The 21,141-nt window shown below is 72.7% G+C and carries 17 protein-coding genes and 1 riboswitch; of the genes, 12 read left to right on the plus strand and 5 right to left on the minus strand.

Annotation, left to right across the window (positions count from 1 at the left end; all coding sequences use genetic code 11):
* Positions 1 to 68: 68 nt before the first annotated feature.
* Positions 69 to 866 (minus strand): PQQ-binding-like beta-propeller repeat protein, encoded by a 798-nt coding sequence (locus ACZ7M3_RS16535; protein ID WP_472063972.1) that lies wholly within the window; start codon positions 864 to 866, stop codon positions 69 to 71.
* A gap of 241 nt (positions 867 to 1,107) precedes the next feature.
* On the opposite strand from ACZ7M3_RS16535, the gene ypfJ reads away from it, so the two are divergent.
* Together ypfJ and ACZ7M3_RS16545 are read left to right on the plus strand one after the other, a co-directional pair.
* Positions 1,108 to 1,998, plus strand: a complete 891-nt coding sequence (gene ypfJ, locus ACZ7M3_RS16540; protein WP_190170364.1) for a KPN_02809 family neutral zinc metallopeptidase — start codon at positions 1,108 to 1,110, stop codon at positions 1,996 to 1,998.
* Positions 1,999 to 2,145: 147 nt separating this feature from the next.
* Positions 2,146 to 2,559 carry a VOC family protein gene (locus tag ACZ7M3_RS16545; protein ID WP_067364865.1) on the plus strand — a complete coding sequence of 138 codons (414 nt, stop codon included), beginning with the start codon at positions 2,146 to 2,148 and terminating at the stop codon, positions 2,557 to 2,559.
* A gap of 64 nt (positions 2,560 to 2,623) precedes the next feature.
* On the opposite strand, the gene ACZ7M3_RS16550 is transcribed toward ACZ7M3_RS16545, so the two are convergent.
* The 3 genes from ACZ7M3_RS16550 to ACZ7M3_RS16560 form a co-directional block, all read right to left on the minus strand.
* Complete coding sequence (locus ACZ7M3_RS16550; RefSeq protein ID WP_472063974.1) at positions 2,624 to 4,027, minus strand: hypothetical protein; 1,404 nt, start codon at positions 4,025 to 4,027, stop codon at positions 2,624 to 2,626.
* 268 nt (positions 4,028 to 4,295) lie between these two features.
* A complete protein-coding gene (locus ACZ7M3_RS16555) occupies positions 4,296 to 5,420 on the minus strand; it encodes an alpha/beta hydrolase family protein (protein WP_472063976.1) in 1,125 nt (374 codons plus the stop codon).
* Between the two features lie 220 nt (positions 5,421 to 5,640).
* Positions 5,641 to 6,366 (minus strand): class II aldolase/adducin family protein, encoded by a 726-nt coding sequence (locus ACZ7M3_RS16560; protein WP_472063978.1) that lies wholly within the window; start codon positions 6,364 to 6,366, stop codon positions 5,641 to 5,643.
* Between the two features lie 196 nt (positions 6,367 to 6,562).
* Here ACZ7M3_RS16560 and ACZ7M3_RS16565 point away from each other — a divergent pair, with 196 nt between their 5' ends.
* The 10 genes from ACZ7M3_RS16565 (at position 6,563) to cobI (ending at position 20,286) form a co-directional block, all read left to right on the plus strand.
* Positions 6,563 to 7,315, plus strand: a complete 753-nt coding sequence (locus ACZ7M3_RS16565) for a lysozyme (protein WP_472063980.1) — start codon at positions 6,563 to 6,565, stop codon at positions 7,313 to 7,315.
* A gap of 213 nt (positions 7,316 to 7,528) precedes the next feature.
* Positions 7,529 to 8,782, plus strand: a complete 1,254-nt coding sequence (locus ACZ7M3_RS16570; protein WP_472063982.1) for an inorganic phosphate transporter — start codon at positions 7,529 to 7,531, stop codon at positions 8,780 to 8,782.
* Between the two features lie 12 nt (positions 8,783 to 8,794).
* Entirely contained in the window at positions 8,795 to 9,019 is a 225-nt protein-coding gene (locus tag ACZ7M3_RS16575) for a hypothetical protein (protein WP_054232266.1), read from the plus strand.
* A gap of 111 nt (positions 9,020 to 9,130) precedes the next feature.
* A riboswitch (cobalamin riboswitch) is annotated at positions 9,131 to 9,271 on the plus strand.
* A 101-nt stretch (positions 9,272 to 9,372) separates the two neighbouring features.
* Positions 9,373 to 10,329, plus strand: coding sequence for a cobalamin biosynthesis protein (locus ACZ7M3_RS16580; protein WP_472063984.1), 957 nt, complete (start codon positions 9,373 to 9,375; stop codon positions 10,327 to 10,329).
* Positions 10,326 to 11,834 (plus strand): cobyric acid synthase, encoded by a 1,509-nt coding sequence (locus ACZ7M3_RS16585; RefSeq protein ID WP_472063986.1) that lies wholly within the window; start codon positions 10,326 to 10,328, stop codon positions 11,832 to 11,834. Before ACZ7M3_RS16580 ends, ACZ7M3_RS16585 begins: the two co-directional genes overlap by 4 nt.
* Complete coding sequence (gene cobN, locus ACZ7M3_RS16590; protein WP_355304032.1) at positions 11,831 to 15,484, plus strand: cobaltochelatase subunit CobN; 3,654 nt, start codon at positions 11,831 to 11,833, stop codon at positions 15,482 to 15,484. Before ACZ7M3_RS16585 ends, cobN begins: the two co-directional genes overlap by 4 nt.
* Positions 15,481 to 17,520: a putative cobaltochelatase gene (locus ACZ7M3_RS16595; protein WP_472063988.1), complete on the plus strand. Its 2,040-nt coding sequence runs from the start codon at positions 15,481 to 15,483 to the stop codon at positions 17,518 to 17,520. The genes cobN and ACZ7M3_RS16595 overlap by 4 nt, the downstream gene beginning before the upstream one ends.
* Entirely contained in the window at positions 17,520 to 18,119 is a 600-nt protein-coding gene (cobO, locus tag ACZ7M3_RS16600; protein WP_099940688.1) for a cob(I)yrinic acid a,c-diamide adenosyltransferase, read from the plus strand. Before ACZ7M3_RS16595 ends, cobO begins: the two co-directional genes overlap by 1 nt.
* Positions 18,113 to 19,540, plus strand: coding sequence for a cobyrinate a,c-diamide synthase (locus tag ACZ7M3_RS16605; protein WP_472063990.1), 1,428 nt, complete (start codon positions 18,113 to 18,115; stop codon positions 19,538 to 19,540). The genes cobO and ACZ7M3_RS16605 overlap by 7 nt, the downstream gene beginning before the upstream one ends.
* Positions 19,537 to 20,286 carry a precorrin-2 C(20)-methyltransferase gene (gene cobI / locus ACZ7M3_RS16610; RefSeq protein ID WP_472063992.1) on the plus strand — a complete coding sequence of 250 codons (750 nt, stop codon included), beginning with the start codon at positions 19,537 to 19,539 and terminating at the stop codon, positions 20,284 to 20,286. Before ACZ7M3_RS16605 ends, cobI begins: the two co-directional genes overlap by 4 nt.
* 11 nt (positions 20,287 to 20,297) lie before the next feature.
* On the opposite strand, the gene ACZ7M3_RS16615 is transcribed toward cobI, so the two are convergent.
* On the minus strand, positions 20,298 to 21,032 hold the full coding sequence (locus ACZ7M3_RS16615; protein WP_261686055.1) for a ZIP family metal transporter: 735 nt from the start codon (positions 21,030 to 21,032) through the stop codon (positions 20,298 to 20,300).
* Positions 21,033 to 21,141 lie beyond the last annotated feature (109 nt).

Genomic DNA, 21,141 nt, shown 5'->3' on the forward strand with positions numbered 1-21,141 from the left:
TGGCGGGGTGGACGGCTGAGGACGTTCCCGCCGTCTAATGCGCGAGGAGAATGGCCATGGGCCCCAGTCTAACGGGGCCGTGCAACCACTTTCCCTGGGTGAACGTGTTCCGCACTGTGACGCTCGCCCTGCCACACGTCGCCCAGCGGTGTGCGGTGCGGGGTGACTCTGCCCAGGTCGTCGACGGCGACGAGCTCGGTGGTCCAGCTGTCGCCGGGGGCGCAGGGCTGCGCGATCAGGAGCGCCTCGCCGTGACGCAGCGCACGTTCGGGGGCGAAGGAGCAGCCGTACCGGGCGGGCAGCGTCCAGCGCAGGTCGCCGTCGGCGATGCGGTAGGCGGCGACGCGCCGCGGGGTGATGACGGCGAGCATGCGGGTGCCCAGGGGCCGCAGCACCCCGCGCGCCCCGTGGTCCGCGAGCCACCCGGCGGCCCCGGGAAGGGCCCGGTGCCAGCGCACGGCGCTGCCGTCGCCGCGCGCGGTGTCGGTGACCAGTCCGTCGTCCCACAGCGCGATCGCGTCCCCGCGCGCGGGGAGCACGGCCACCGGACGGCGGCCCTCGCGCGCGTAGGTCCAGCGGGGGTGGCCGGTCGTCCCGTCGTAGGCCTCGACGGCCGCCTTCGTGGCGCGCAGCGGGGGCTGTCGTGTCCCGTGCCCGTGCGCCACGCGCGTGTGGGCGATGAGACGGTCCCCGTAGGGCGCGGGACGCGCTTCGTGGGCCGCGGTGAGCAGCAGGGCGACGGCGACGGGGAGCAGGGTGCGGGCGGCGCGGCCGCAGGCGGCGGGGAGACGGAGCCGGGGGGCCGGGGGGTCCGTGGTCGCCGGGGCGGACTGTTCCGCCTCCGCCGCCTCGACCGGCACAGCCATCACCTCGCCCCCATCGGCACCACGCGCCGCCTCTAGGACCTGTCCGGCCGTCCAGGCGCACGGATCAGGCGCAGAGCGTAGGCGTGGGCGGTGGGAACACCCGTCGGGACACGGCGGGCGGCGGGGGCGTGTCGCCCGTTCGGCCCTCCGCCCGGCGCCGGACCCGTGCGGGCGTACGAGGATGGCGCCACGGAGCGACGTACGCCGAGGTGCGAAGCCGTACGCAGAGGGTGGTGTGCCCATGCAGTTCGACGACGACGCCGACCTGGACACCTCCGACGTGCAGGATGTGCGCGGCAGTCGGATCCCTGGGGGCAGGGCGACCGTCGGGGGTGGCATCGCGGGTCTGATCGCCCTGATCCTCGGACTGTTCTTCGGCGTCGGGCCCGATCAGCTCGGGCTGTCCTCCGGCAACGACCAGCCCGCGGTGACCACTTCCTCGCTCGACCAGATCAAGCAGACCTGCCGGAAGGGGCGGGACGCGAACGCCAGGGAGGACTGCCGGATGGTGGCGGTGGTCAACAGCGTGCAGGACTTCTGGGCGCAGGAGTTCGCGCGGCGCGGCGGTACGTACACGCGCTCGCCGACCGTCTTCTTCAGCGGGCGGGTGAACACCGCGTGCGGCACCGCGACCTCGGCGGTCGGGCCCTTCTACTGTCCCGGTGACCGCAAGGTCTATCTGGACCTGGGCTTCTTCGACGACCTGCGGACCAAGTTCGGCTCCAGCGGCGGGCCGTTCGCGCAGGCGTACGTGGTGGCGCACGAGTACGGGCACCACGTGCAGGACCTGATGGGGACGCTGGGCAGGGCCCAGAGCGGTGTCACGGGCGCGAACAGCAACTCGGTGAAGGTGGAGCTGCAGGCGGACTGCTACGCCGGGGTGTGGGCGCACCACGCGACGACGACGAAGGATCCGTCGACGGGCAGGCCGTTGATCAAGAACCTCACTCCGGCCGACATCCGGGACGGACTGGACGCGGCGGCCGCCGTCGGCGACGACCGGATCCAGCGGGAGTTCCAGGGCCGGGTGACCCCGGAGACGTGGACGCACGGCTCGTCCGCGCAGCGGCAGCAGTGGTTCTACCAGGGCTATCGCACCGGCGACATGGCGCAGTGCAACACCTTCCGCTGAGAGTTCGGACGGGGCGAAGAGAAGTCCGCGGATGCGGCGTGTTCCGGGCGGCGTCGGCTCTCCGGGGCGTTGTCAGTGGCCGGTGCAAGACTGGGCAGCGGGTGATATTCCGGCCCAGCAGGACGAGTTCCGGTGGGAGTGATCGGCATGGCAGGTACGGACGGCGGGCGCCCGAGCATCTACCCGACGCTGCTGTACGCGGACGCGAAGGCGGCGATCAGGCAGCTGACGGAGGCCTTCGGCTTCTCGGAGGCCTCGGTGTACGAGAGTGAGGACGGCACGGTGATGCACGCCGAGTTGGTCCAGGGCAACGGCGCGGTGATGCTCGGCTCCAAGGGCCGCGGTGGCGTCTTCGACGGCGCGATGAAGGACGCGGGCCCCGCGGGGGTGTACGTGGTCGTGGACGACGTCGACGCGCACCACCAGCGCGCCGTGGACCACGGCGCGGAGATCCTTATGCCCCCGACCGACCAGGACTACGGCTCGCGGGACTACCTGGCCCGGGACGCCGAGGGCAACATCTGGAGCTTCGGCACGTACGCCCCGGAGATACGGGGCTGACCCCGGAGGTGCGGGGTGCGGGGGTGCGGGGTGCGGGGTGCGGGGCTGATCCGCCGGACAGGGCCTAGCTGCCTCCGGTGTGGACCTGGAAGGCGGCGCGGCGTACGGCCTTGGCGAGGGCCGGGTCCGGGTGGGCGGCGGCGAGCGCGACCAGGACCTGGACGGTGCGGGGATGCCCGACGGCGCGCACCTCGTCGAGGAGCGTGGGCACGGTGGGCTGTACCGCGGATTCCAGATGGCGCACGAGAAGCGGCGCCTCACCGTGGTCGGCGACGGCGGCGGCGGTGTCGACCCAGAGCCAGGTGGACTCTTCGCGGGTGAGGACCTCGTGGGCGTCCTCCGGGTCGTGGCCGTCGTGCTCGGCGAGCCACAGCAGGGCGTAGGGGCGCAGCCAGGACTCGTCGGCCACGGCGCGTACGTCGGGCTCGGCGGGGGCGCCGACCACGCGCAGCGCCTCGAAGGCGAGGCCGCGGGTGAGGGCGTCCTCGCCGCGGGCGGCTTCGAGGAGTTCGGTGACGGCGCCGCCGACGGGGCGCGCGGCGAGCCAGGCGCGGTACTCGGCGCGGGCCGCGTTCGGGCGCAGCTGGGCGCAGCCGCGGAGCATGTCCGAGGCGGGCTGCTCGATGTTCCCGGCGGGGCTCTGCGCGGCGACGCAGATCTGCTCCAGCTTGACCCAGACCGCCCAGCTGCCGAGCGGGGTGAGCGTGGCCTGCCCGTCGGCGCAGGTGAGCGCGCCGACGGAGGCGAGCGCGTGCAGGGCCCAGTCGAGGAGGGGCTCGAGGGGGGTGTCCGCGATCTCGGCGGCCTCCGGGACGGGCTCCGGCTGGGGGCCGTAGGGGATCTCGCAGCGCTCGGTGCGCAGTTCGGTGACGCGCTGTTCGAGCAGGTCGAGGAGCTGCTCCATGGGGACGGGCCCGGCGGAGAGCTGGAGGAAGGAGAGCACTTGGGGCATCGCGGAGACGACCTCGGCGACGGCGGACGCCTCGCGGTCGGCCGGCTCGGGGTGGGCGAGCGACCAGGCGTCGAAGAGGGCGACCCAGCCGCGCAGGACGGCGCTGTCGTCGCGGTTCCAGGCGCGCAGTCGCCAGCCGGGGCGGGCGATGTCGCCGTGCACCTCGACGAGGCCGGCGAGGCGTGCGGTGTCCCAGTCCGCGCGGACCTGAGCCGGGGTCAGACCCAACTCCTCGGCGGCCCGTTCCGCGGTCGCGTCGGCGAGGGTGCCCTTGCCGTCGGGGGTCGCGCCGTCGCTCCCGGGGCCGAGCGAGGCGTCGGCCCAGCGGGCGACACGGGCCGCGGCGGCGAGGCCGGTCCGGGCCATGCGGGCCAGTTCCGCGGGGGGCGGGGTGCCCTCGGGGGGCCGGGGTGCGGGTCGGCGCGAGCTGCGCTGGGTCACCGCTCGGGGGGCGGAAGCCAGGGGGCGCGAGCGGACGAGTCGGAGCCTGGAGTCGCGCGGGTTACGGGACGTCACGGGTGCAGTCTTCCGGTTGACGGTCCGAAAACCCAAACGGAATGTCACAGCAGGCGACAGGGGTGGCCAATGGACGGGGTTCCGAGGGGGCTCGACACGTGTGAGCGAAGCCTTGCACGAGTTGACCGGGGCCCAACCGGAAGCCTTGGAGGACGGCTCCACCAGGGGGCTGTGCGGGGTGGCTCCGCCGGGGCGTGCGGGCCATGGTGGTGCGGGCGGGAGCGGTCTGGGTGGGGTCTCCGCGCGGAGGCGTCGTAGGGAGGGGTGGCTACATGAGAGGGGTGAGGAAGCGGCGTAGGGCCTCCTCGTAGTGGGGGGCGGCGTTCCACATGGCGCCGTGGGAGGCGTTCGGGACCGTGTGCAGGGTGACCAGGTCCGGGCGGCGCTCGGCGAGGCGGCGCGAGGGGCCCCAGGGGGCGATGGTGTCGTCCGGGCCGTGCACGATCAGGGTCGGGACCTTGAGCTGGCCGGGGTCGGCGGCCTCCTGGATGCGGTCGCCGTGCAGGCCGGTGCGGCCCTGCGCGGCACGGACCGCGAGGGGCAGCAGGGCGCTGGGCGTGTGGCGGGCCGAGGCGAGGGCGCGCAGCGTGGCTCCCCAGTCGAGGACGGGCGAGTCCAGGATCAGCCCGGAGATCCGCTCGCGCAGGGCGGAGTGCGCCGCGGTGCGCAGGGCCATGGTGGCGCCGATGGACCAGCCGTACAGGACGACCTGGTCGGCGCCGTAGCGCACGGCGTAGCGCACGGCGGCGTCCAGGTCGCGCCACTCGGTCTCGCCCAGGTGGCTGAGGCCGTCCGGGGAGCGGGGTGCGCCGAGGTCGCCGCGGTAGGCGAGGTCGAGCACGGGCAGCTGGTTGCGGTGCAGGAACTCCATCACGTTCATGGGGTGCTCGCGGGTGGTGCCGAGCCCGTGCGTCGTGATCACCCAGGTGTCGCGGGTGCCGGGCACGAACCAGGCGGGCAGCGGGCCGAGCTCGCCGGGGACGTCCACGTCGGCGTGGTCGAGGCCGAGGGCGCTGCTGGGGTTGCCGATGTACAGGTTCGGGGTGAGCCATGCCTTGTCACCGGGCTCCAGGGTGCCGTGGGTGACGCGTTCGAGGCGGCGTACGACCGTGTCGGCGGTGTGGTGTACGTCGTCCAGGACGGGACCGACGACCGCATGGGAGCCGTCGCCCGTGAGGCCGTACCGTCCCGGGCGCAGGGAGGCCAGGTCGCGGGTGAGCGTGATCCGGCCCGCGGCCGTGGAGTGCACGGTGAGCCGAGGCTCGGTGGGCAGCGGCCTGCCGGGCGGCGCCTTCAGAGCGGCGTCGCTGGCGAACCGGCCCGCCGCCACGGAGGCTGCGCCCGCGGCCAGGGCTACGGAGACGGCCGCAGCCGTCGCTTTGACAGTACGCACGGGTTCAGTCTCCCGGCGCGGCCCCCGGTCGGCCAGCCGGAGCGGGCGGTGGACTCCCGCCTTGGGGTGCGCGGGCTCGTTCTCAGGCGCTGCGCGCGCACCGGCACCGCCGGGTCGGTACAACCCGCACCGCCAGGTCCGGTGCCACCGGACCGCCAGGTCGGTACGCCGCGCCGCCAGGTCGGTACGCCGCGCCGCCAGGTCGGTACGCCGCGCCGGATCAGCGGGGCCCGGGCCCGCCGCCCTGCCCGTAGCGCCCCAGCCGTTCCCCCGCCTCGTCCACCTGTTCCGGCGAGAGCAGCGTCGGGGACAGGCCGGGCACGGACGACGCCAGGAGCCAGACGCGGGACATCCATTCCAGTTGGGCGGTGCGGTCGAACGCCTGGGACAGCGAGGCTCCGTAGGCGATGGTGCCGTGGTTCTGGAGGAGGCAGGCCGTGCGGCCGGTGAGGGCCCGGAGCATGTTCTCGGCCAACTCAGGGGTGCCGTAGGTCGCATAGGGGGCAACTCGGACCGGTCCGCCGAGGGCGCCCGCCATGTAGTGGATCAGGGGGAGTTCGGAGACGAGGGTCGATACGGCCGTCGCGTGCGCGGCGTGGGTGTGGACGACGGCCCGCGCGTCGGTGGCGCGGTGGATCGCGAGGTGCATCGGCAGTTCGCTCGTCGCGGCGAGCGAACCGAGCACCTGCCGGCCCTCGAGGTCCACACCGACGGCGTCTTCGGGCCTCAGCCGGTCGTAGGGCACTCCGGTCGGTGTGACCAGGACCATGTCGCCGACCCGGACGGAGACGTTGCCCGACGTACCGACGACCAGACCGTCGGCCACCGTCCGGCGGGCCGTCGCGACGAGCTCGCCCCACGCGGCCGCGACCTCCCGCTCGCGCGTGCCCGGCGCGCTCTCTCCCACGTCCCGCACTTCCCGTGCGTCCCGCCGCTGCTCAGCCATGTGGCGATCCTGCCAGGCAGGGACGTCAACCCATGGTCGGTGAGGGCACTTTAGGGCGGAAGGCAAGCGTCCGTAAGGGGACATAGCGGCACATATCTCCCCCTCGGGGTGATTGGCTGGCGCTCGACGGGCTTTCAACGATCTTCCAATAGCCTCTGGGGGATTTGTCACGCACGTCGCCATTCCGGGGGGACATATGGCCCGTGACCACAAACCACTTCTTCGCCGCGCCCGCGTCCTCGCGGCGACGGCCGCCGTGGCGGCGCTCACCGCCGCGGGGACCGTCGTCGCCGGGACCCCGGTCGCCGCGGCGGCCAAACCCAGAGGCCACGACGTCTCCTCGCACCAGAAGAACGTCGACTGGCAGAGCGCGAAGGCGAAGGGCGCCCGGTTCGTCTACGTGAAGGCGACCGAGTCCCACACGTACCGCAATCCGTACTTCGGCCGGCAGTACGACGGAGCGCGCGACGCGGGGATCCTCCGCGGCGCCTACCACTTCGCGGTGCCGGACAAGTCGTCCGGCGCCACCCAGGCCGCGTACTTCGTGCGCAACGGCGGCGCCTGGCGCGCGGACGGCCGGACGCTGCCGCCCGCGCTCGACATGGAGTACAACCCCTACGACAAGAAGCACAAGTGCTACGGCCTGAGCAAGGCCAGGATCGTGAGCTGGATCCGGGCGTTCAGCGACGAACTCGAACGGGAGACCGGCCGCCGTCCCGTCATCTACACGACCACCCACTGGTGGAACACCTGCACCGGCGGCAGCGACGCCTTCGCCACGAACCACGCCCTCTGGCTGGCCCGCTACGACTCCGCGGACACGGGCGCGTTGCCGGCCGGCTGGTCGACGTGGACGTTCTGGCAGTACGACAACAGCGGCACGCTCCCGGGTGACCAGAATCTCTTCAACGGATCCATGGCCCGGCTCAGGCAGTTCGCCGCGGGCTAGAAGCCCTCGAACACTGCCCCGGCGGAACCCGAAATTCCGCCTCCGTTCGAACATCTGGTGAAAAGTCAGGCCGCCCCTCCCGCACACTGGTCATTACAAACGGAGGGGCGGTCCACCGTTCGAGACACTCCAGCGCCCGCCCCAGTTCACTTTCCGTTCACTCAGGTTGCCTACGGTCCACCTGCCACTGACGTCAAACAGAAGCCTGGGTAAATGGAACACATCACGCTCCTCCTCGGAATCGTGATCGTCACCGCTCTCGTGTTCGATTTCACGAACGGTTTCCACGACACTGCCAACGCGATGGCGACCACCATCTCGACCGGCGCTCTGAAGCCCAAGACGGCGGTGGCCATGTCCGCCGTGCTGAACCTCGTCGGCGCGTTCCTCTCCGTCGAGGTCGCCAAGACGATCTCCGGCGGGATCATCAACGAAGAGGGCATACGCGTCCAAGTGATCTTCGCGGCGCTCGTCGGCGCCATCCTCTGGAATCTGCTGACCTGGCTTCTGGGTCTGCCCTCCAGTTCCTCCCACGCACTGTTCGGCGGTCTGATCGGCGCCGCGGTCATGTCGGCCGGCTGGTCGTCGGTGAACGGCTCGACCGTCGTCACCAAGGTGCTCATCCCCGCGGTCGCCGCGCCCATCGTGGCCGGACTCGCCGCGATGCTGGCCACCCGGCTGACCTACCGGATCGGCAACCGCGCCGACGAGAAGGCGACCGCCAAGGGCTACCGCGCCGGCCAGATCGCCTCCGCCGGCCTGGTCTCCCTGGCGCACGGCACGAACGACGCCCAGAAGACGATGGGCATCATCACCCTCGCCCTGGTCACCGGCGGCGTCATCGCCCCGGGCTCGAACCCCCCGCTGTGGGTCATCGTCTCGGCCGGTACGGCCATCGCGCTCGGCACCTACCTGGGCGGCTGGCGCATCATCCGCACCATGGGCAAGGGCCTCACGGACCTCGCGCCGCCGCAGGGCTTCGCCGCCCAGACCAGCGCCGCGACGGCCATCCTGGCCTCCTCGCACATCGGCTTCTCCCTCTCCACCACCCAGGTCTGCTCCGGCGCCGTGATGGGCTCGGGCCTCGGCCGCAAGGGCGGCGTGGTCCGCTGGTCGACCGCGACCCGGATGTTCGTCGCCTGGGGCCTGACCCTGCCGGCCGCCGGTCTGGCCGGTGCCTCCGCCGAGTTCCTCACCAAGCAGGGCACTTGGGGCATCGTCCTCACCGGCGCGCTGCTCGTCGCCGGGGCCGGCACCATCTGGAAGCTCTCCCGCCGCCAGCCGGTCACCGTCGACAACGTCAACGACGTCCACGACGCCGACGCCGAGCCCGCGGGCGTCGTCACCACCGCGATCGCCGCCGTCACCCCGCCGCCCGCGGGCCCCGTCACCGGCGACCTGTCCGGCGACCTGAAGACCACCATCCCGTCCCCGGACGCGGAGCCCACCCGCCCGGCCACGGTGTAAGGACAGAACAGCATGCACATCGACTGGGCAGCCCTCGGCTCCGTCTTCGGAGTCAGCCTCGTGACCACCGTCGGCCTCGTCGGCCTCTTCACCCTCGGCATCGTCGGCCTCTCCAAGCGCGAGTCCGCGTCCGCCCAGGGCGGCTCCGCGACCCTCGCGGTCACCGGCGCGTACGTCTGCTTCGCGGCGTGCGCCGCGGCGGTGGCGTACGGCATCTTCCTGATCGTCGGCAAGTAACCCAAAACGGGCAGCACTTCGCGTGGGGTGCGGGACGGATCACCGTCCCGCACCCCACCTGTATGTGGGCCTTCGCACACTCTCCCCGCGCAGGTCAACGGCAAGTTGACGGGTCTTCCAACCCGTGGTGGACTGCCGGAGCCAAGTACGGCGACAGAAGAGGAAGCCGGTGTGAATCCGGCGCGGTCCCGCCACTGTGACCGGGGAAGGAACTCCCCGGGAGCCAGGAACTCTCCCCGCCGGTCTCGTCGAACCAGGGCGCGGACACCCTGAGTGAGGACATAACGCCATGCGCGGCTGCCCAAGTGCCCTGCGAGCGACGGTTCCACCCGACCTGACGGTCGGCTGACCCCGTGCGTGCCGATCGCGTCTTCGCGTACGGCGCCGCCGCCGGCCTCCTCGGTGACCTGCTGCTCGGCGATCCCCGCCGGGGGCATCCGGTCGCCGCGTTCGGGCGGAGCGCGGCAGCCGTGGAGCGGGTGCTGTGGCGGGACCACCGCGGGTGGGGCGCGCTGCACACCGCCGTGTGCGTGGGAGGTGCCGCCGGACTCGCCGCCGTCGCTTCCCGTGCCGTACGCCCCTCACGTGCCGCGTCCCTCGCGCTGACGGCCGCCGCCACCTGGGCCGTCGTCGGGGGCACCACGCTCGGGCGGGAGGCCCGGGCGATCGGTGACGCCCTCGCGGACGGGGAGATCGAGACGGCCCGGGAGCGGCTGCCGCATCTGTGCGGGCGGGATCCCCAGGCCCTCGGCGCCGACGGCATCGCGCGCGCCGTCGTCGAGTCCGTCGCCGAGAACACCTCCGACGCCGTGGTGGGCGCCCTGGTGTGGGGTGCCGTGGGCGGAGCCCCGGGGCTCGTGGGCTTTCGGGCCGTCAACACCCTTGACGCCATGGTCGGTCACAGGTCGCCCAGGTACCGGCGGTACGGATGGGCCTCGGCCCGGCTCGACGACGTCGCCGGATGGCCGGGGGCTCGTCTCACCGCCGTGCTCGCCGCCCTCGCGGGTGACAGTCCACGAGGGGCCCTGCGAGCCTGGCGCGCCGACGCCGTCAAGCATCCGAGCCCCAACGCCGGGCCCGTGGAAGCCTCGTTCGCGGGGGCGCTCGGGGTGCGCCTGGGCGGCACCCTCTCCTACGGCGGGCGCGTCGAGCACCGGCCCGAACTCAACGGCGCCGGACGCGCCGTGCACGTCGACGACATCGAGCGGGCCGTACGGCTGTCACGGCGTGTCGGCTGGCTCGCCCTCGGCGTGAGCGCCGGCGGACGGCTGCTCGTACAGAGGCTTCTCAGGAAGGGGCGTACGTCATGAGCGGCGGGCTGCTCGTCGCCGGGACCACCTCCGACGCGGGCAAGAGCGTCGTGACCGCCGGGATCTGCCGGTGGCTGGTGCGCCACGGCGTCAAGGTCGCGCCCTTCAAGGCGCAGAACATGTCCCTGAACTCGTTCGTGACGCGCGAGGGCGCCGAGATCGGGCGCGCGCAGGCCATGCAGGCGCAGGCCGCCCGGGTGGAGCCGACCGCGCTCATGAACCCCGTGCTGCTCAAGCCGGGCAGCGACCGGAGCAGTCAGGTCGTCCTCATGGGAAAGCCCGTGGGCGAGATGACCGCCCGTGGCTACCACGGCGGGCGGCAGGAAGCCCTCCTCACCACGGTGCTGGACTGTCTCGCCGAGTTGCGGGGCACGTATGACGCGGTGATCTGTGAGGGGGCCGGCAGTCCTGCCGAGATCAATCTGCGGCGGACCGACATCGTGAACATGGGGATCGCGCGCAATGCGCGGCTGCCCGTGCTCGTCGTCGGCGACATCGACCGCGGGGGTGTGTTCGCCTCGTTCTTCGGGACGGTCGCGCTGCTGTCGCGGGAGGACCAGGAGTTCGTCGCCGGGTTCCTCGTCAACAAGTTCAGGGGGGACGTCTCCCTGCTGGAGCCGGGGCTCGACATGCTCCACGGCCTCACCGGGCGGCGTACGTACGGCGTCCTGCCCTTCCGACACGGCCTCGGCATCGACGAGGAGGACGGGCTGCGGGTGTCGTTGCGGGGAGCGGTCCGGGAGTCCCGAGTGACCTCCCCCGTCGGCGAGGACGTGCTGCGCGTCGCCGTCTGCGCGATCCCGCTGATGTCCAACTTCACGGACGTGGACGCGCTGGCCGCCGAGCCGGGTGTCGTCGTGCGGTTCGTGGACCGGGCCGAGGAGCTGGCCGACGCCGACCTCGTCGTCGTCCCCGGGACCCGGGGGACGGTGAAGGCGCTGGAGTGGCTGCGTGAGCGCGGACTCGCGGACGCCCTCCTGCGCAGAGCCGCCGAGGGGCGGCCCGTGCTGGGCATCTGCGGCGGTTTCCAGGTCCTCGGCGAGCACATCGAGGACGAGGTCGAGTCGCGCGCCGGTCGGGTCGAGGGGCTCGGACTCCTGCCGGTCCGGGTGCGGTTCGCACGCGAGAAGACCCTGACCCGGCCCGTCGGGGAGGCGCTCGGCGAGCACGTCGAGGGCTACGAGATCCATCACGGCGTCGCCGATGTGACGGGCGGTGAGCCCTTCTTGGACGGCTGCCGGGTCGGCGCCGTCTGGGGCACGCACTGGCACGGCTCGCTGGAGTCGGACGGCTTCCGGCGCGCCTTCCTGCGCGAGGTGGCGGCCGCCGCGGGCCGTCGTTTCGTGCCGGCCGCCGACACGTCGTTCGCGGCGCTGCGCGAGGAACAGCTCGACCGGCTCGGCGATCTGATCGAGGAACACGCGGACACGGACGCGCTGTTGCGGCTCATCGAGTCGGGCGCGCCGCAAGGACTGCCTTTCATTCCACCGGGAGCGCCCGCATGAGCACAGTGTTGTTGTTGTCGACCGCCGACACCGATCTGCTGGCGGCGCGTGCCTCCGGCGCCCCGTACCGGATCGGCAACCCCACCCGGGTGGATGTCGAGGGCGAACTGCCGTCCCTCGTCGAGGGTGCGGACATCGCCGTCGTACGACTCCTGGGCGGCAAGCGTGCCTGGGAGGAGGGCCTGCGGAAGCTGAAGGCCTCGGGCATCCCCACCGTGCTGCTCGGCGGGGAGTCCGTACCCGACGCCGAACTGATGGCGGAGTCGTCGGTGCCCGCCGGTGTCGTCGCCGAGGCGCTGCGCTACCTGGTCGAGGGCGGCCCGGACAACCTCACCGAGCTGGCCCGGTTCCTGTCCGACACCGTGCTGCTGACGGGTGAGGGCTTCGAGGAGCCGCGGAAGATGCCGGAGTACGGCGTCCACGGCGAGCGCGCGTCTCTCGAGGGCCGCCCGACCGTCGGCGTGCTCTTCTACCGGGCCCACCAGCTGTCCGGCAACACCGCGTTCGTGGACACGCTGTGCGACGCGATCGAGGCGCGCGGCGCCAACGCGCTCGCCGTGTACTGCGGTTCGCTGCGCGGCGCGGACGCGGGCCTGTACGAGATCCTCGGCACGGCGGACACGCTGGTCGCCACCGTGCTCGCGGCGGGCGGCACACACGCCTCGGAGGCGTCCGCGGGCGGCGACGAGGAGGCCTGGGACATCGGCGCGCTCGCCGACCTGAACGTGCCCGTGCTGCAAGGGCTCTGCCTGACCTCGTCCAGGAGTGCCTGGGACGCGTCGGACGCCGCCCTCTCCCCCATGGACGCGGCGATGCAGGTCGCGATCCCCGAGTTCGACGGCCGTCTGATCACCGTCCCCTTCTCCTTCAAGGAGCAGGGGCCCGACGAGGTGCCGGTCTACGTCGCCGACCCCGAGCGGGCCGCCCGCGTCGCCGGAATCGCCGTACGGCACGCCCGGCTGAAGCACAAGCCGAACGCCGACAAGAAGCTCGCGCTCGTCTTCACCGCCTATCCGACCAAGCACTCCCGCGTCGGCAACGCGGTCGGCCTCGACACGCCCGCCTCGGCGGTACGGGTGCTCGACGCGCTGCGGGACGCCGGGTACGTCGTCGAGGGACACCCCGACAACGGCGACGAGTTGATCCACCGGCTCATCAACGCCGGTGGCCACGACGTCGAGTGGCTCACGGAGGAGCAGCTGGCCGCCGCGCCCGCACGGGTGCCGCTGGCCGACTACCGGGCCTGGTTCGACAAGCTGGACCCGGAACTCAAGCGAGGCATGCTGGACGCGTGGGGCGAGCCGCCCGGTTCCCTCTACGTCGACGGCGACGACATCGTGCTCGCGTCCCTGCAGTTCGGGAACGTCGTCGTGATGATCCAGCCGCCGCGCGGCTTCGGCGAGAACCCGATCGCGATCTACCACGACCCGGACATGCCGCCGTCGCACCACTACATGGCGGCCTACCGCTGGCTCGAGAACAGCTTCGGCGCGGACGCCGTCGTGCACATGGGCAAGCACGGCACGATGGAGTGGCTGCCGGGCAAGGGCCTCGGGCTCAGCGGCGGCTGCGCGCCGGACGCCGTCCTCGGTGAACTCCCGCTCATCTACCCCTTCATCGTCAACGACCCCGGCGAGGGCACCCAGGCCAAGCGGCGCGGCCACGCCACGGTCGTCGATCACCTCGTACCGCCGATGGCCCGCGCCGACACCTACGGCGACCTGGCCAAGCTGGAGCAGCTCCTCGACGAGTACGCGCTCGTGTCCGACCTGGACCCGACGAAGGCCCCGGCCGTCCGCGCGCAGATCTGGACGCTGGTCAAGGCGGCCGAACTCCACCACGACCTGCATGTGGAGGACCAGCCGGACGACGCGGCGTTCGACGAGTTCGTCATGCACATCGACGGCTATCTGTGCGAGATCAAGGACGTGCAGATCCGCGACGGTCTGCACATCCTCGGCGGCGGCCCGGAGGCCGAGCCGCGCGTCAACCTCGTGCTGGCCGTGCTGCGTGCCTCCCAGGTGTGGGGCGGCACCGCGAACGCGCTGCCGGGGCTGCGGGCCTGCCTCGCCGAGTACTTCGGCCTGGTCGAGAAGGAACTGCTCGCCGAGCCGGGCGCGCCGGTGAAGGTGCCGGTCGAGCTGACGGACCTCGTCGAGGGCCCGGCGCGGACCGGAGCCGATGCCATCGACCTGCTGGAGCAGCTGTGCCGCCGGATGGCGGAGGGCATGGAGGAGCGCGGCTGGGTGACGTCCGAGAGCACCGCTCTCGTACGGGAAGTGCTGGGCGTCGAACTCCCCGACGCCGTCGCGGTGCTGGAGTTCGCCTGCCGTGAGGTCGTGCCGCGCCTGGCCCGGACGACGGACGAGATCACCCACATCCTGCGCGCCCTGGACGGCGGTTACGTCCCCGCGGGCCCGTCGGGCTCACCGACCCGCGGGCTGGTGAACGTCCTGCCGACCGGCCGCAACTTCTACTCCGTCGACCCCAAGGCGATCCCGTCCAGGCTTAGTTGGGAGGTCGGGCAGTCGCTCGCCGACTCCCTGGTGCAGCGGTACCTGCAGGACACGGGCGAGTACCCGAAGTCCGTCGGTCTGACGGTCTGGGGCACGTCCGCGATGCGCACCCAGGGCGACGACATCGCCGAGATCCTCGCGCTGCTCGGCTGCCGCCCGGTCTGGGACGACGCCTCGCGCCGCGTGACCGGTTTCGACGTGGTGGGCCTGGAGGAGCTGGGCCGGCCGCGCATCGACGTCACGGTCCGCATCTCCGGCTTCTTCCGGGACGCGTTCCCGCACGTCGTGGGCCTGATCGACGACGCGGTGCGCGCGGTGGCCGAGCTGGACGAGCCCGCCGACCGCAACTACGTGCGCGCGCACGCCGACGAGGACACCGCCGAGCACGGCGACCGGCGCCGGGCCACCTCCCGCATCTTCGGCTCCAAGCCGGGCGCGTACGGCGCCGGTCTCCTCCCCCTGATCGACGCCCGCAACTGGCGCTCCGACGCCGACCTCGCCGAGGTGTACGCGGTGTGGGGCGGCTACGCGTACGGGCGCGGGCTCGACGGGCGGGCGGCGCGCGGGGACATGGAGATCGCGTTCCGGCGCATCGCCGTCGCCGCGAAGAACGTCGACACCCGTGAGCACGACCTCGTCGACGCCGACGACTACTTCCAGTACCACGGCGGCATGGTCGCGATGGTCCGCCACCTGACGGGCGCGAGCCCGGAGGCGTACGTCGGCGACTCGGCCGTACCCGACCAGGTGAAGACCCGCACGCTGGGCGAGGAGACCCACCGCGTCTTCCGCGCCCGGGTCGTCAACCCGCGCTGGATGGCCGCCATGCGACGGCACGGCTACAAGGGCGCCTTCGAAATGGCGGCGACCGTCGACTACCTCTTCGGCTACGACGCCACGGCCGGGGTCGTGGACGACTGGATGTACGAGAAGCTCAGCGCGGAGTACGTCTTCGACGCGGAGAACCGGGACTTCATGAAGAAGTCCAACCCGTGGGCGCTGCGCGGCATCACGGAACGGCTCCTCGAGGCCGCCGACCGGGGGCTGTGGGCCGAGCCGGACGCGGACACGCTGGAGCGGCTGCGTGCCACCTATCTGGAGCTCGAAGGCGACTTGGAGGGCGACGACCAGTGAGTACCCCGTTCCCGTTCACGGCCGTGGTCGGCCAGGACGACCTGCGGCTCGCGCTGCTGCTGAACGCCGTGTCGCCCGCCGTGGGCGGTGTGCTCGTCCGCGGTGAGAAGGGCACGGCCAAGTCCACGGCCGTTCGTGCCCTGTCGGCGCTCATGCCGGGGGTGGATGTCGTCGCCGGGTGCCGGTTCTCGTGCGATCCGGCCGGGCCCGACCCGGCCTGTCCCGACGGTCCGCACGAGCCGGGCGCCTTCGAGACCCGGCCGGCCCGCATGGTCGAGCTGCCCGTCGGCGCGTCCGAGGACCGGCTCGTGGGCGCGCTCGACATCGAGCGGGCGCTCGCGGAGGGCGTGAAGGCCTTCGAGCCGGGGCTGCTGGCCGACGCGCACCGCGGGATCCTGTACGTCGACGAGGTCAACCTCCTCCACGACCACCTGGTCGACCTGCTGCTGGACGCCGCCGCCATGGGCGCCTCGTACGTCGAGCGCGAGGGTGTCTCCGTACGGCACGCGGCACGCTTCCTGCTCGTGGGGACCATGAACCCCGAAGAGGGCGAGCTGCGGCCGCAGTTGCTCGACCGGTTCGGGCTGACCGTCGAGGTGGCCGCCTCCCGGGAGCCCGATCAGCGGGTCGAGGTCGTGCGTCGCAGGCTCGCCTACGACGACGACCCGACGGGCTTCGCGGCGCGCTGGGCCGACGAGGAGTCCGCCGTACGGGCCCGGATCGTGGCGGCGCGGCAGCTGCTGCCGTCCGTGCGGCTCGGGGACCCGGCGCTGCGGCAGATCGCGGCGACCTGCGCGGCCTTCGAGGTGGACGGCATGCGGGCCGACATCGTCATGGCACGGACCGCGACCGCGCTCGCCGCGTGGGCGGGACGGACCGAAGTGCTGGCGGAGGACGTACGTCAGGCCGCGCTGCTCGCGCTGCCGCACCGGCGGCGGCGCAACCCCTTCGACGCGCCGGGGCTCGACGAGGACAAGCTCGACGAGACGCTGGAGGAGTTCGGGGGATCGGACGAGGGTTCTTCCGAGGAGGGTCCCTCCGACGACGACCCGGACGGGGACCCGGATCCGGACGGGCCCGGTGGGGGTGGGCAGCCGCCTCAGGACGGGCCGGACGGCGACTCCCCCGCCGGTGACGTCCCGGCGCAGGGCGAGCCCTCGGACGACGGGCGGACGCCGGTCGCACAGGGCGCCGGTGAGCAGTCCCCCGTACGGGCCGCCGAACCCTTTCGCACGAAGGTGCTGAGCGTGCCGGGGCTCGGCGAGGGCGCGGCCGGGCGGCGTTCGCGGGCGCGGACCGAGCACGGGCGGACCACCGGGTCGCGGCGGCCCCGAGGCGCGCTCACCAAGCTGCACCTGGCGGCGACCGTGCAGGCGGCGGCGCCCCACCAGCGGGCGCGGGGGCGGTCGGGGCGCGGTCTCGTCGTACGGCGGGACGATCTGCGCCAGGCCACCCGGGAGGGGCGTGAGGGCAACCTCGTGCTGTTCGTGGTGGACGCCTCCGGGTCGATGGCGGCGCGGCAGCGGATGAGTGCCGTCAAGGGCGCGGTGCTGTCACTGCTGCTCGACGCGTACCAGCGGCGGGACAAGGTGGGGCTCGTGACCTTCCGGGGGTCCTCGGCCGACGTGGCGTTGCCGCCCACCTCGTCCGTGGACGCGGCCGCCGCCCGCCTCGAATCGCTGCCCACGGGCGGGCGGACGCCGCTGGCGGCCGGGCTGCTGCGCGCGCACGACGTGCTGCGGGTCGAGCGGCTGCGGGACGCCGCCCGGCGGCCGTTGGTCGTCGTGGTGACCGACGGGCGGGCCACCGGCGGCCCCGAGCCCGTCGCGATCGCCGAACGGGCGGCGCGGCTGTTCGCGGCCGACCAGGTCGCCTCCGTGGTCGTCGACTGCGAGGCGGGGCCCGTGCGGCTCGGACTCGCGGGGCGACTCGCGGGTGAACTGGGCGGCACGGCGGTGACGTTGGACGAGTTGCGGGCCGACGCGATCGCCGGGCTCGTGCGCGATGTGCAGGGGACTTCGAGGAGGGCCGCGTAATGCCGCAGGGGCAGCCGAGTGTCGTACCGGAGGATGGGCTGACGACGCGTCAGCGCCGCAACCGGCCGCTGGTCGTGGTGCACACGGGGATCGGGAAGGGCAAGTCCACCGCCGCCTTCGGGCTGGCGCTGCGCGCCTGGAACCAGGGGTGGCCCATCGGGGTGTTCCAGTTCGTCAAGTCGGCGAAGTGGAAGGTCGGCGAGGAGAACGCGCTGCGTGTGCTCGGCGCCTGTGGCGAGGGCGGGTCCGTCGACTGGCACAAGATGGGCGAAGGGTGGTCGTGGGTGCAGCGCGACTCCCAGATGGACAACGAGGAGAAGGCCCGCGAGGGCTGGGAGCAGGTCAAGCGGGACCTCGCCGCCGAGACGTACAAGCTGTATGTGCTGGACGAGTTCGCCTACCCCATGCACTGGGGCTGGGTGGACGTCGACGAGGTCGTCGCCGTGCTGCGGGACCGGCCCGGGACCCAGCATGTCGTGATCACCGGGCGCAACGCTCCCGAGAAGCTCGTCGAGTTCGCGGATCTCGTGACGGACATGTCCAAGGTCAAGCATCCGATGGACGCCGGCCAGAAGGGCCAGAGGGGCATCGAGTGGTGATTTCCGTCCCTCGGCTGGTCATCGCCGCGCCCTCGTCCGGGAGCGGCAAGACCACCGTTGCCACGGGGTTGATGGCGGCCTTCGCCTCACGGGGGCTCGCCGTGTCCCCGCACAAGGTGGGGCCCGACTACATCGACCCCGGGTACCACGCGCTCGCCACCGGGCGCGTGGGGCGGAATCTCGACGCGTATCTGTGCGGTACGGAGTTGATCGCGCCGCTGTTCGCGCACGGGGCGCACGGGTGTGATCTCGCGGTCGTCGAAGGCGTGATGGGGCTGTACGACGGGGCCGCCGGGGAGGGTGAGCTCGCGTCCACGGCACAGGTGGCGAAGTTGCTGCGGGCGCCGGTGGTGCTGGTCGTCGACGCGTCGTCGCAGTCCCGGTCCGTGGCCGCGCTGGTGCACGGGTTCGCTTCCTGGGATCCCGAGGTGCGGGTCGCGGGGGTGATCCTCAACAAGGTGGGGTCGTCGCGGCATGAGGAGATGCTGCGGGAGGCTCTGGACGAGTCCGGGGTGCCGGTGCTGGGGTGCCTGCGGCGGGCCGCGCAGGTGGACACGCCCGCTCGGCATCTGGGGCTGGTTCCTGTCGCCGAGCGGCGCTCGGATGCCGTGGACGCCGTGGGGGCGATGGCCGAGCAGGTGCGGCACGGGTGTGATCTGGACGCGCTGTACGCGTTGGCGCGTGGTGCGGGTGAGTTGTCAGGTGCGGCTTGGGACGCGGCTGAGGTGGTCCCTTCTTCACCCCCCCGCCATCGGCCTGAACGGCCTCGTCCTCAAACGCCGGACGGGCTGAAAGATCGCGGGACCGGGCTGCGTGCGGCGCCCCGAATCGCCGTCGCCGGTGGGGCCGCCTTCACCTTCTCCTACGCCGAGCATGCCGAGTTGCTGACCGCCGCGGGAGCGGAAGTCGTCACCTTCGACCCCTTGCGGGACGAACAACTGCCGGACGGTACCGGCGGGTTGGTCATCGGTGGGGGGTTTCCCGAGGTGTACGCGCCCGAGCTGTCCGCCAACGAGCCGTTGCGCAAGGCCGTGGCCGAGCTGGCGTTCGGCGGGGCGCCCGTCGCCGCCGAGTGTGCCGGGCTGCTGTATCTCTCGCGCGAGCTCGACGGGCAGCCCATGTGCGGCGTGCTCGACGTCTCGGCCCGGATGAGCGAGCGGCTCACCCTGGGCTATCGGGACGCCGTGGCCGTGAGTGACAGCGCGCTCGCCGTCGCCGGGACGCGGATGCGGGGGCACGAGTTCCACCGGACCGTCGTCGAGCCGGGCGCCGGGGCGGCTCCCGCCTGGGGGGTGCGCGCCCCTGAGCGGCGCGTCGAAGGTTTCGTACAACAAGGTGTGCACGCGAGTTATCTGCACACGCACTGGGCGTCACAGCCCGGTGTCGCCCGTCGGTTCGTGGAGAGGTGCCGGACGTCATGAGCAGCAAGCTGATCGGAATCGGGGTCGGTCCCGGTGACCCGGAGCTGGTGACCGTCAAGGGCGTCAACGCGCTGCGTGCCGCCGAGGTCGTGGTCGTGCCGGTGATGGCCGCGCCCGATGGCAAGGACGGCGGAGAGCCGGGCCGCGCGGAGGCCACCGTCCTGCACTACGTGCCCGAGGAGAAGGTCCTCCGCGTCGTGTTCGCGCTCAACGAGCGGACCGACCGGGGGCGGCGCGAGGCCGCCTGGGACGCCGCGGGCACGCGGGTCGCGGAGCTGCTCCGGCGGCACGCGTCCGTCGCCTTCGCGACCATCGGCGATCCGAACGTGTACTCGACCTTCACCTATCTCGCGCAGACCATCGGGGAGCTGGTGCCCGGCACGGTCGTCGAGACCGTGCCCGGTATCACCGCCATGCAGGATCTGGCGGCGCGGTCCGGGGCCGTGCTCACGGAAGGGACCGAGCCGCTCACCCTCGTGCCGGTGACCGCCGGGGCCGCCGTGCTCAAGGACGCCCTCAACGGGCCCGGGACCGTCGTCGCGTACAAGTTCGGGCGGCAGGCGCACGAGGTCGCGGAGGCGCTGCGGGTGACGGGGCGGCTCGACGACGCCGTGTGGGGGTCCGCGCTCGGGCTTGAGGGCGAGTCCATCCGGCCCGCCGCCGACCTCGACGGCGAACCGCTGCCCTACCTGTCCACCCTCATCGCGCCCGCCCGACGCGACGGCACACGCGGCGGGAAACTGTGAGCCTCGGAAGATCACCCGCTTCCGGCGAGACCCACCACCAGCCAGATGAACCCCGCGCCCGCGATCGTGCACAGCAGGGTCGAGCGGGCCGGGTGCTCGTGGTGCGCCTCGGGGAGGATCTCGGCGGCGGCCAGGTACAGCAGTACGCCGCCGAAGAGGCCGAGATAGCAGCCGAGCGCTTTCTCCGGGATGGTGAAGAACAGGGTCGAGGCGGCACCGATCACCGGGGCCACCGCGTCCGCGCACAGCATCGTGATCGCCTTGCGGCGCGCGTTCCCGTACAGGCTCGTGATCGTGTACGTGTTGAAGCCGTCCGCGAAGTCGTGGGCGATCACCGCGAGCGCGACCGCAAGCCCCATACCGCCGCCGACCTGGAAGGCGGCGCCGATCGCGACGCCGTCCATGGCGCTGTGCCCGACCATCGCCGCGGCGGCCGTCAGGCCCACCTCGGGCGCGCGTCCGTCGTGCTCCTCGCCGCCGTGCGCGGCCTGCCGGGCGGCCAGCAGACGTTCCACCAAATGGGCCAACAGGAACCCGGCGACGAACAGCAGCAGGGCCGCCGGTACGCCGAACACCTCCTCACCCGCCGCGCTCAGCGCCTCCGGGAGCAGATCCAGGCCGACCACGCCGAGCATCAGCCCGCCCGCCAGGCCCAGCACCAGGTGGCGGCGGTCGGTGACCCGCTGTGCCGTCCAGCCGCCGGCCAGCGTCATCAGGAACGCGCCGAGCGCGACGAAGACCGCCATGAGCCCTTCGTATCCGATCGCACCCCGTTCGCGCACATCCAGCGACCACCTCGCGCCCACTGACGCGCCCACCGACTTCTCGCAGCACCCGATTCATCCGTAGGAGAGG

It is taken from the genome of Streptomyces sp. NPDC111656, from assembly GCF_055656965.1.

Bases quoted from the DNA above. Each gene is read 5' to 3' on its own strand.
- ACZ7M3_RS16535 (WP_472063972.1), bottom strand. From the start codon at position 866: ATGGCTGTGCCGGTCGAGGCGGCGGAGGCGGAACAGTCCGCCCCGGCG.
- ypfJ (WP_190170364.1), top strand. From the start codon at position 1,108: ATGCAGTTCGACGACGACGCCGACCTGGACACCTCCGACGTGCAGGAT.
- ACZ7M3_RS16545 (WP_067364865.1), top strand. From the start codon at position 2,146: ATGGCAGGTACGGACGGCGGGCGCCCGAGCATCTACCCGACGCTGCTG.
- ACZ7M3_RS16560 (WP_472063978.1), bottom strand. From the start codon at position 6,366: ATGGCTGAGCAGCGGCGGGACGCACGGGAAGTGCGGGACGTGGGAGAG.
- ACZ7M3_RS16565 (WP_472063980.1), top strand. From the start codon at position 6,563: ATGGCCCGTGACCACAAACCACTTCTTCGCCGCGCCCGCGTCCTCGCG.
- ACZ7M3_RS16570 (WP_472063982.1), top strand. From the start codon at position 7,529: ATGGAACACATCACGCTCCTCCTCGGAATCGTGATCGTCACCGCTCTC.
- ACZ7M3_RS16575 (WP_054232266.1), top strand. From the start codon at position 8,795: ATGCACATCGACTGGGCAGCCCTCGGCTCCGTCTTCGGAGTCAGCCTC.
- ACZ7M3_RS16585 (WP_472063986.1), top strand. From the start codon at position 10,326: ATGAGCGGCGGGCTGCTCGTCGCCGGGACCACCTCCGACGCGGGCAAG.
- cobN (WP_355304032.1), top strand. From the start codon at position 11,831: ATGAGCACAGTGTTGTTGTTGTCGACCGCCGACACCGATCTGCTGGCG.
- cobO (WP_099940688.1), top strand. From the start codon at position 17,520: ATGCCGCAGGGGCAGCCGAGTGTCGTACCGGAGGATGGGCTGACGACG.
- cobI (WP_472063992.1), top strand. From the start codon at position 19,537: ATGAGCAGCAAGCTGATCGGAATCGGGGTCGGTCCCGGTGACCCGGAG.
- ACZ7M3_RS16615 (WP_261686055.1), bottom strand. From the start codon at position 21,032: ATGGCGGTCTTCGTCGCGCTCGGCGCGTTCCTGATGACGCTGGCCGGC.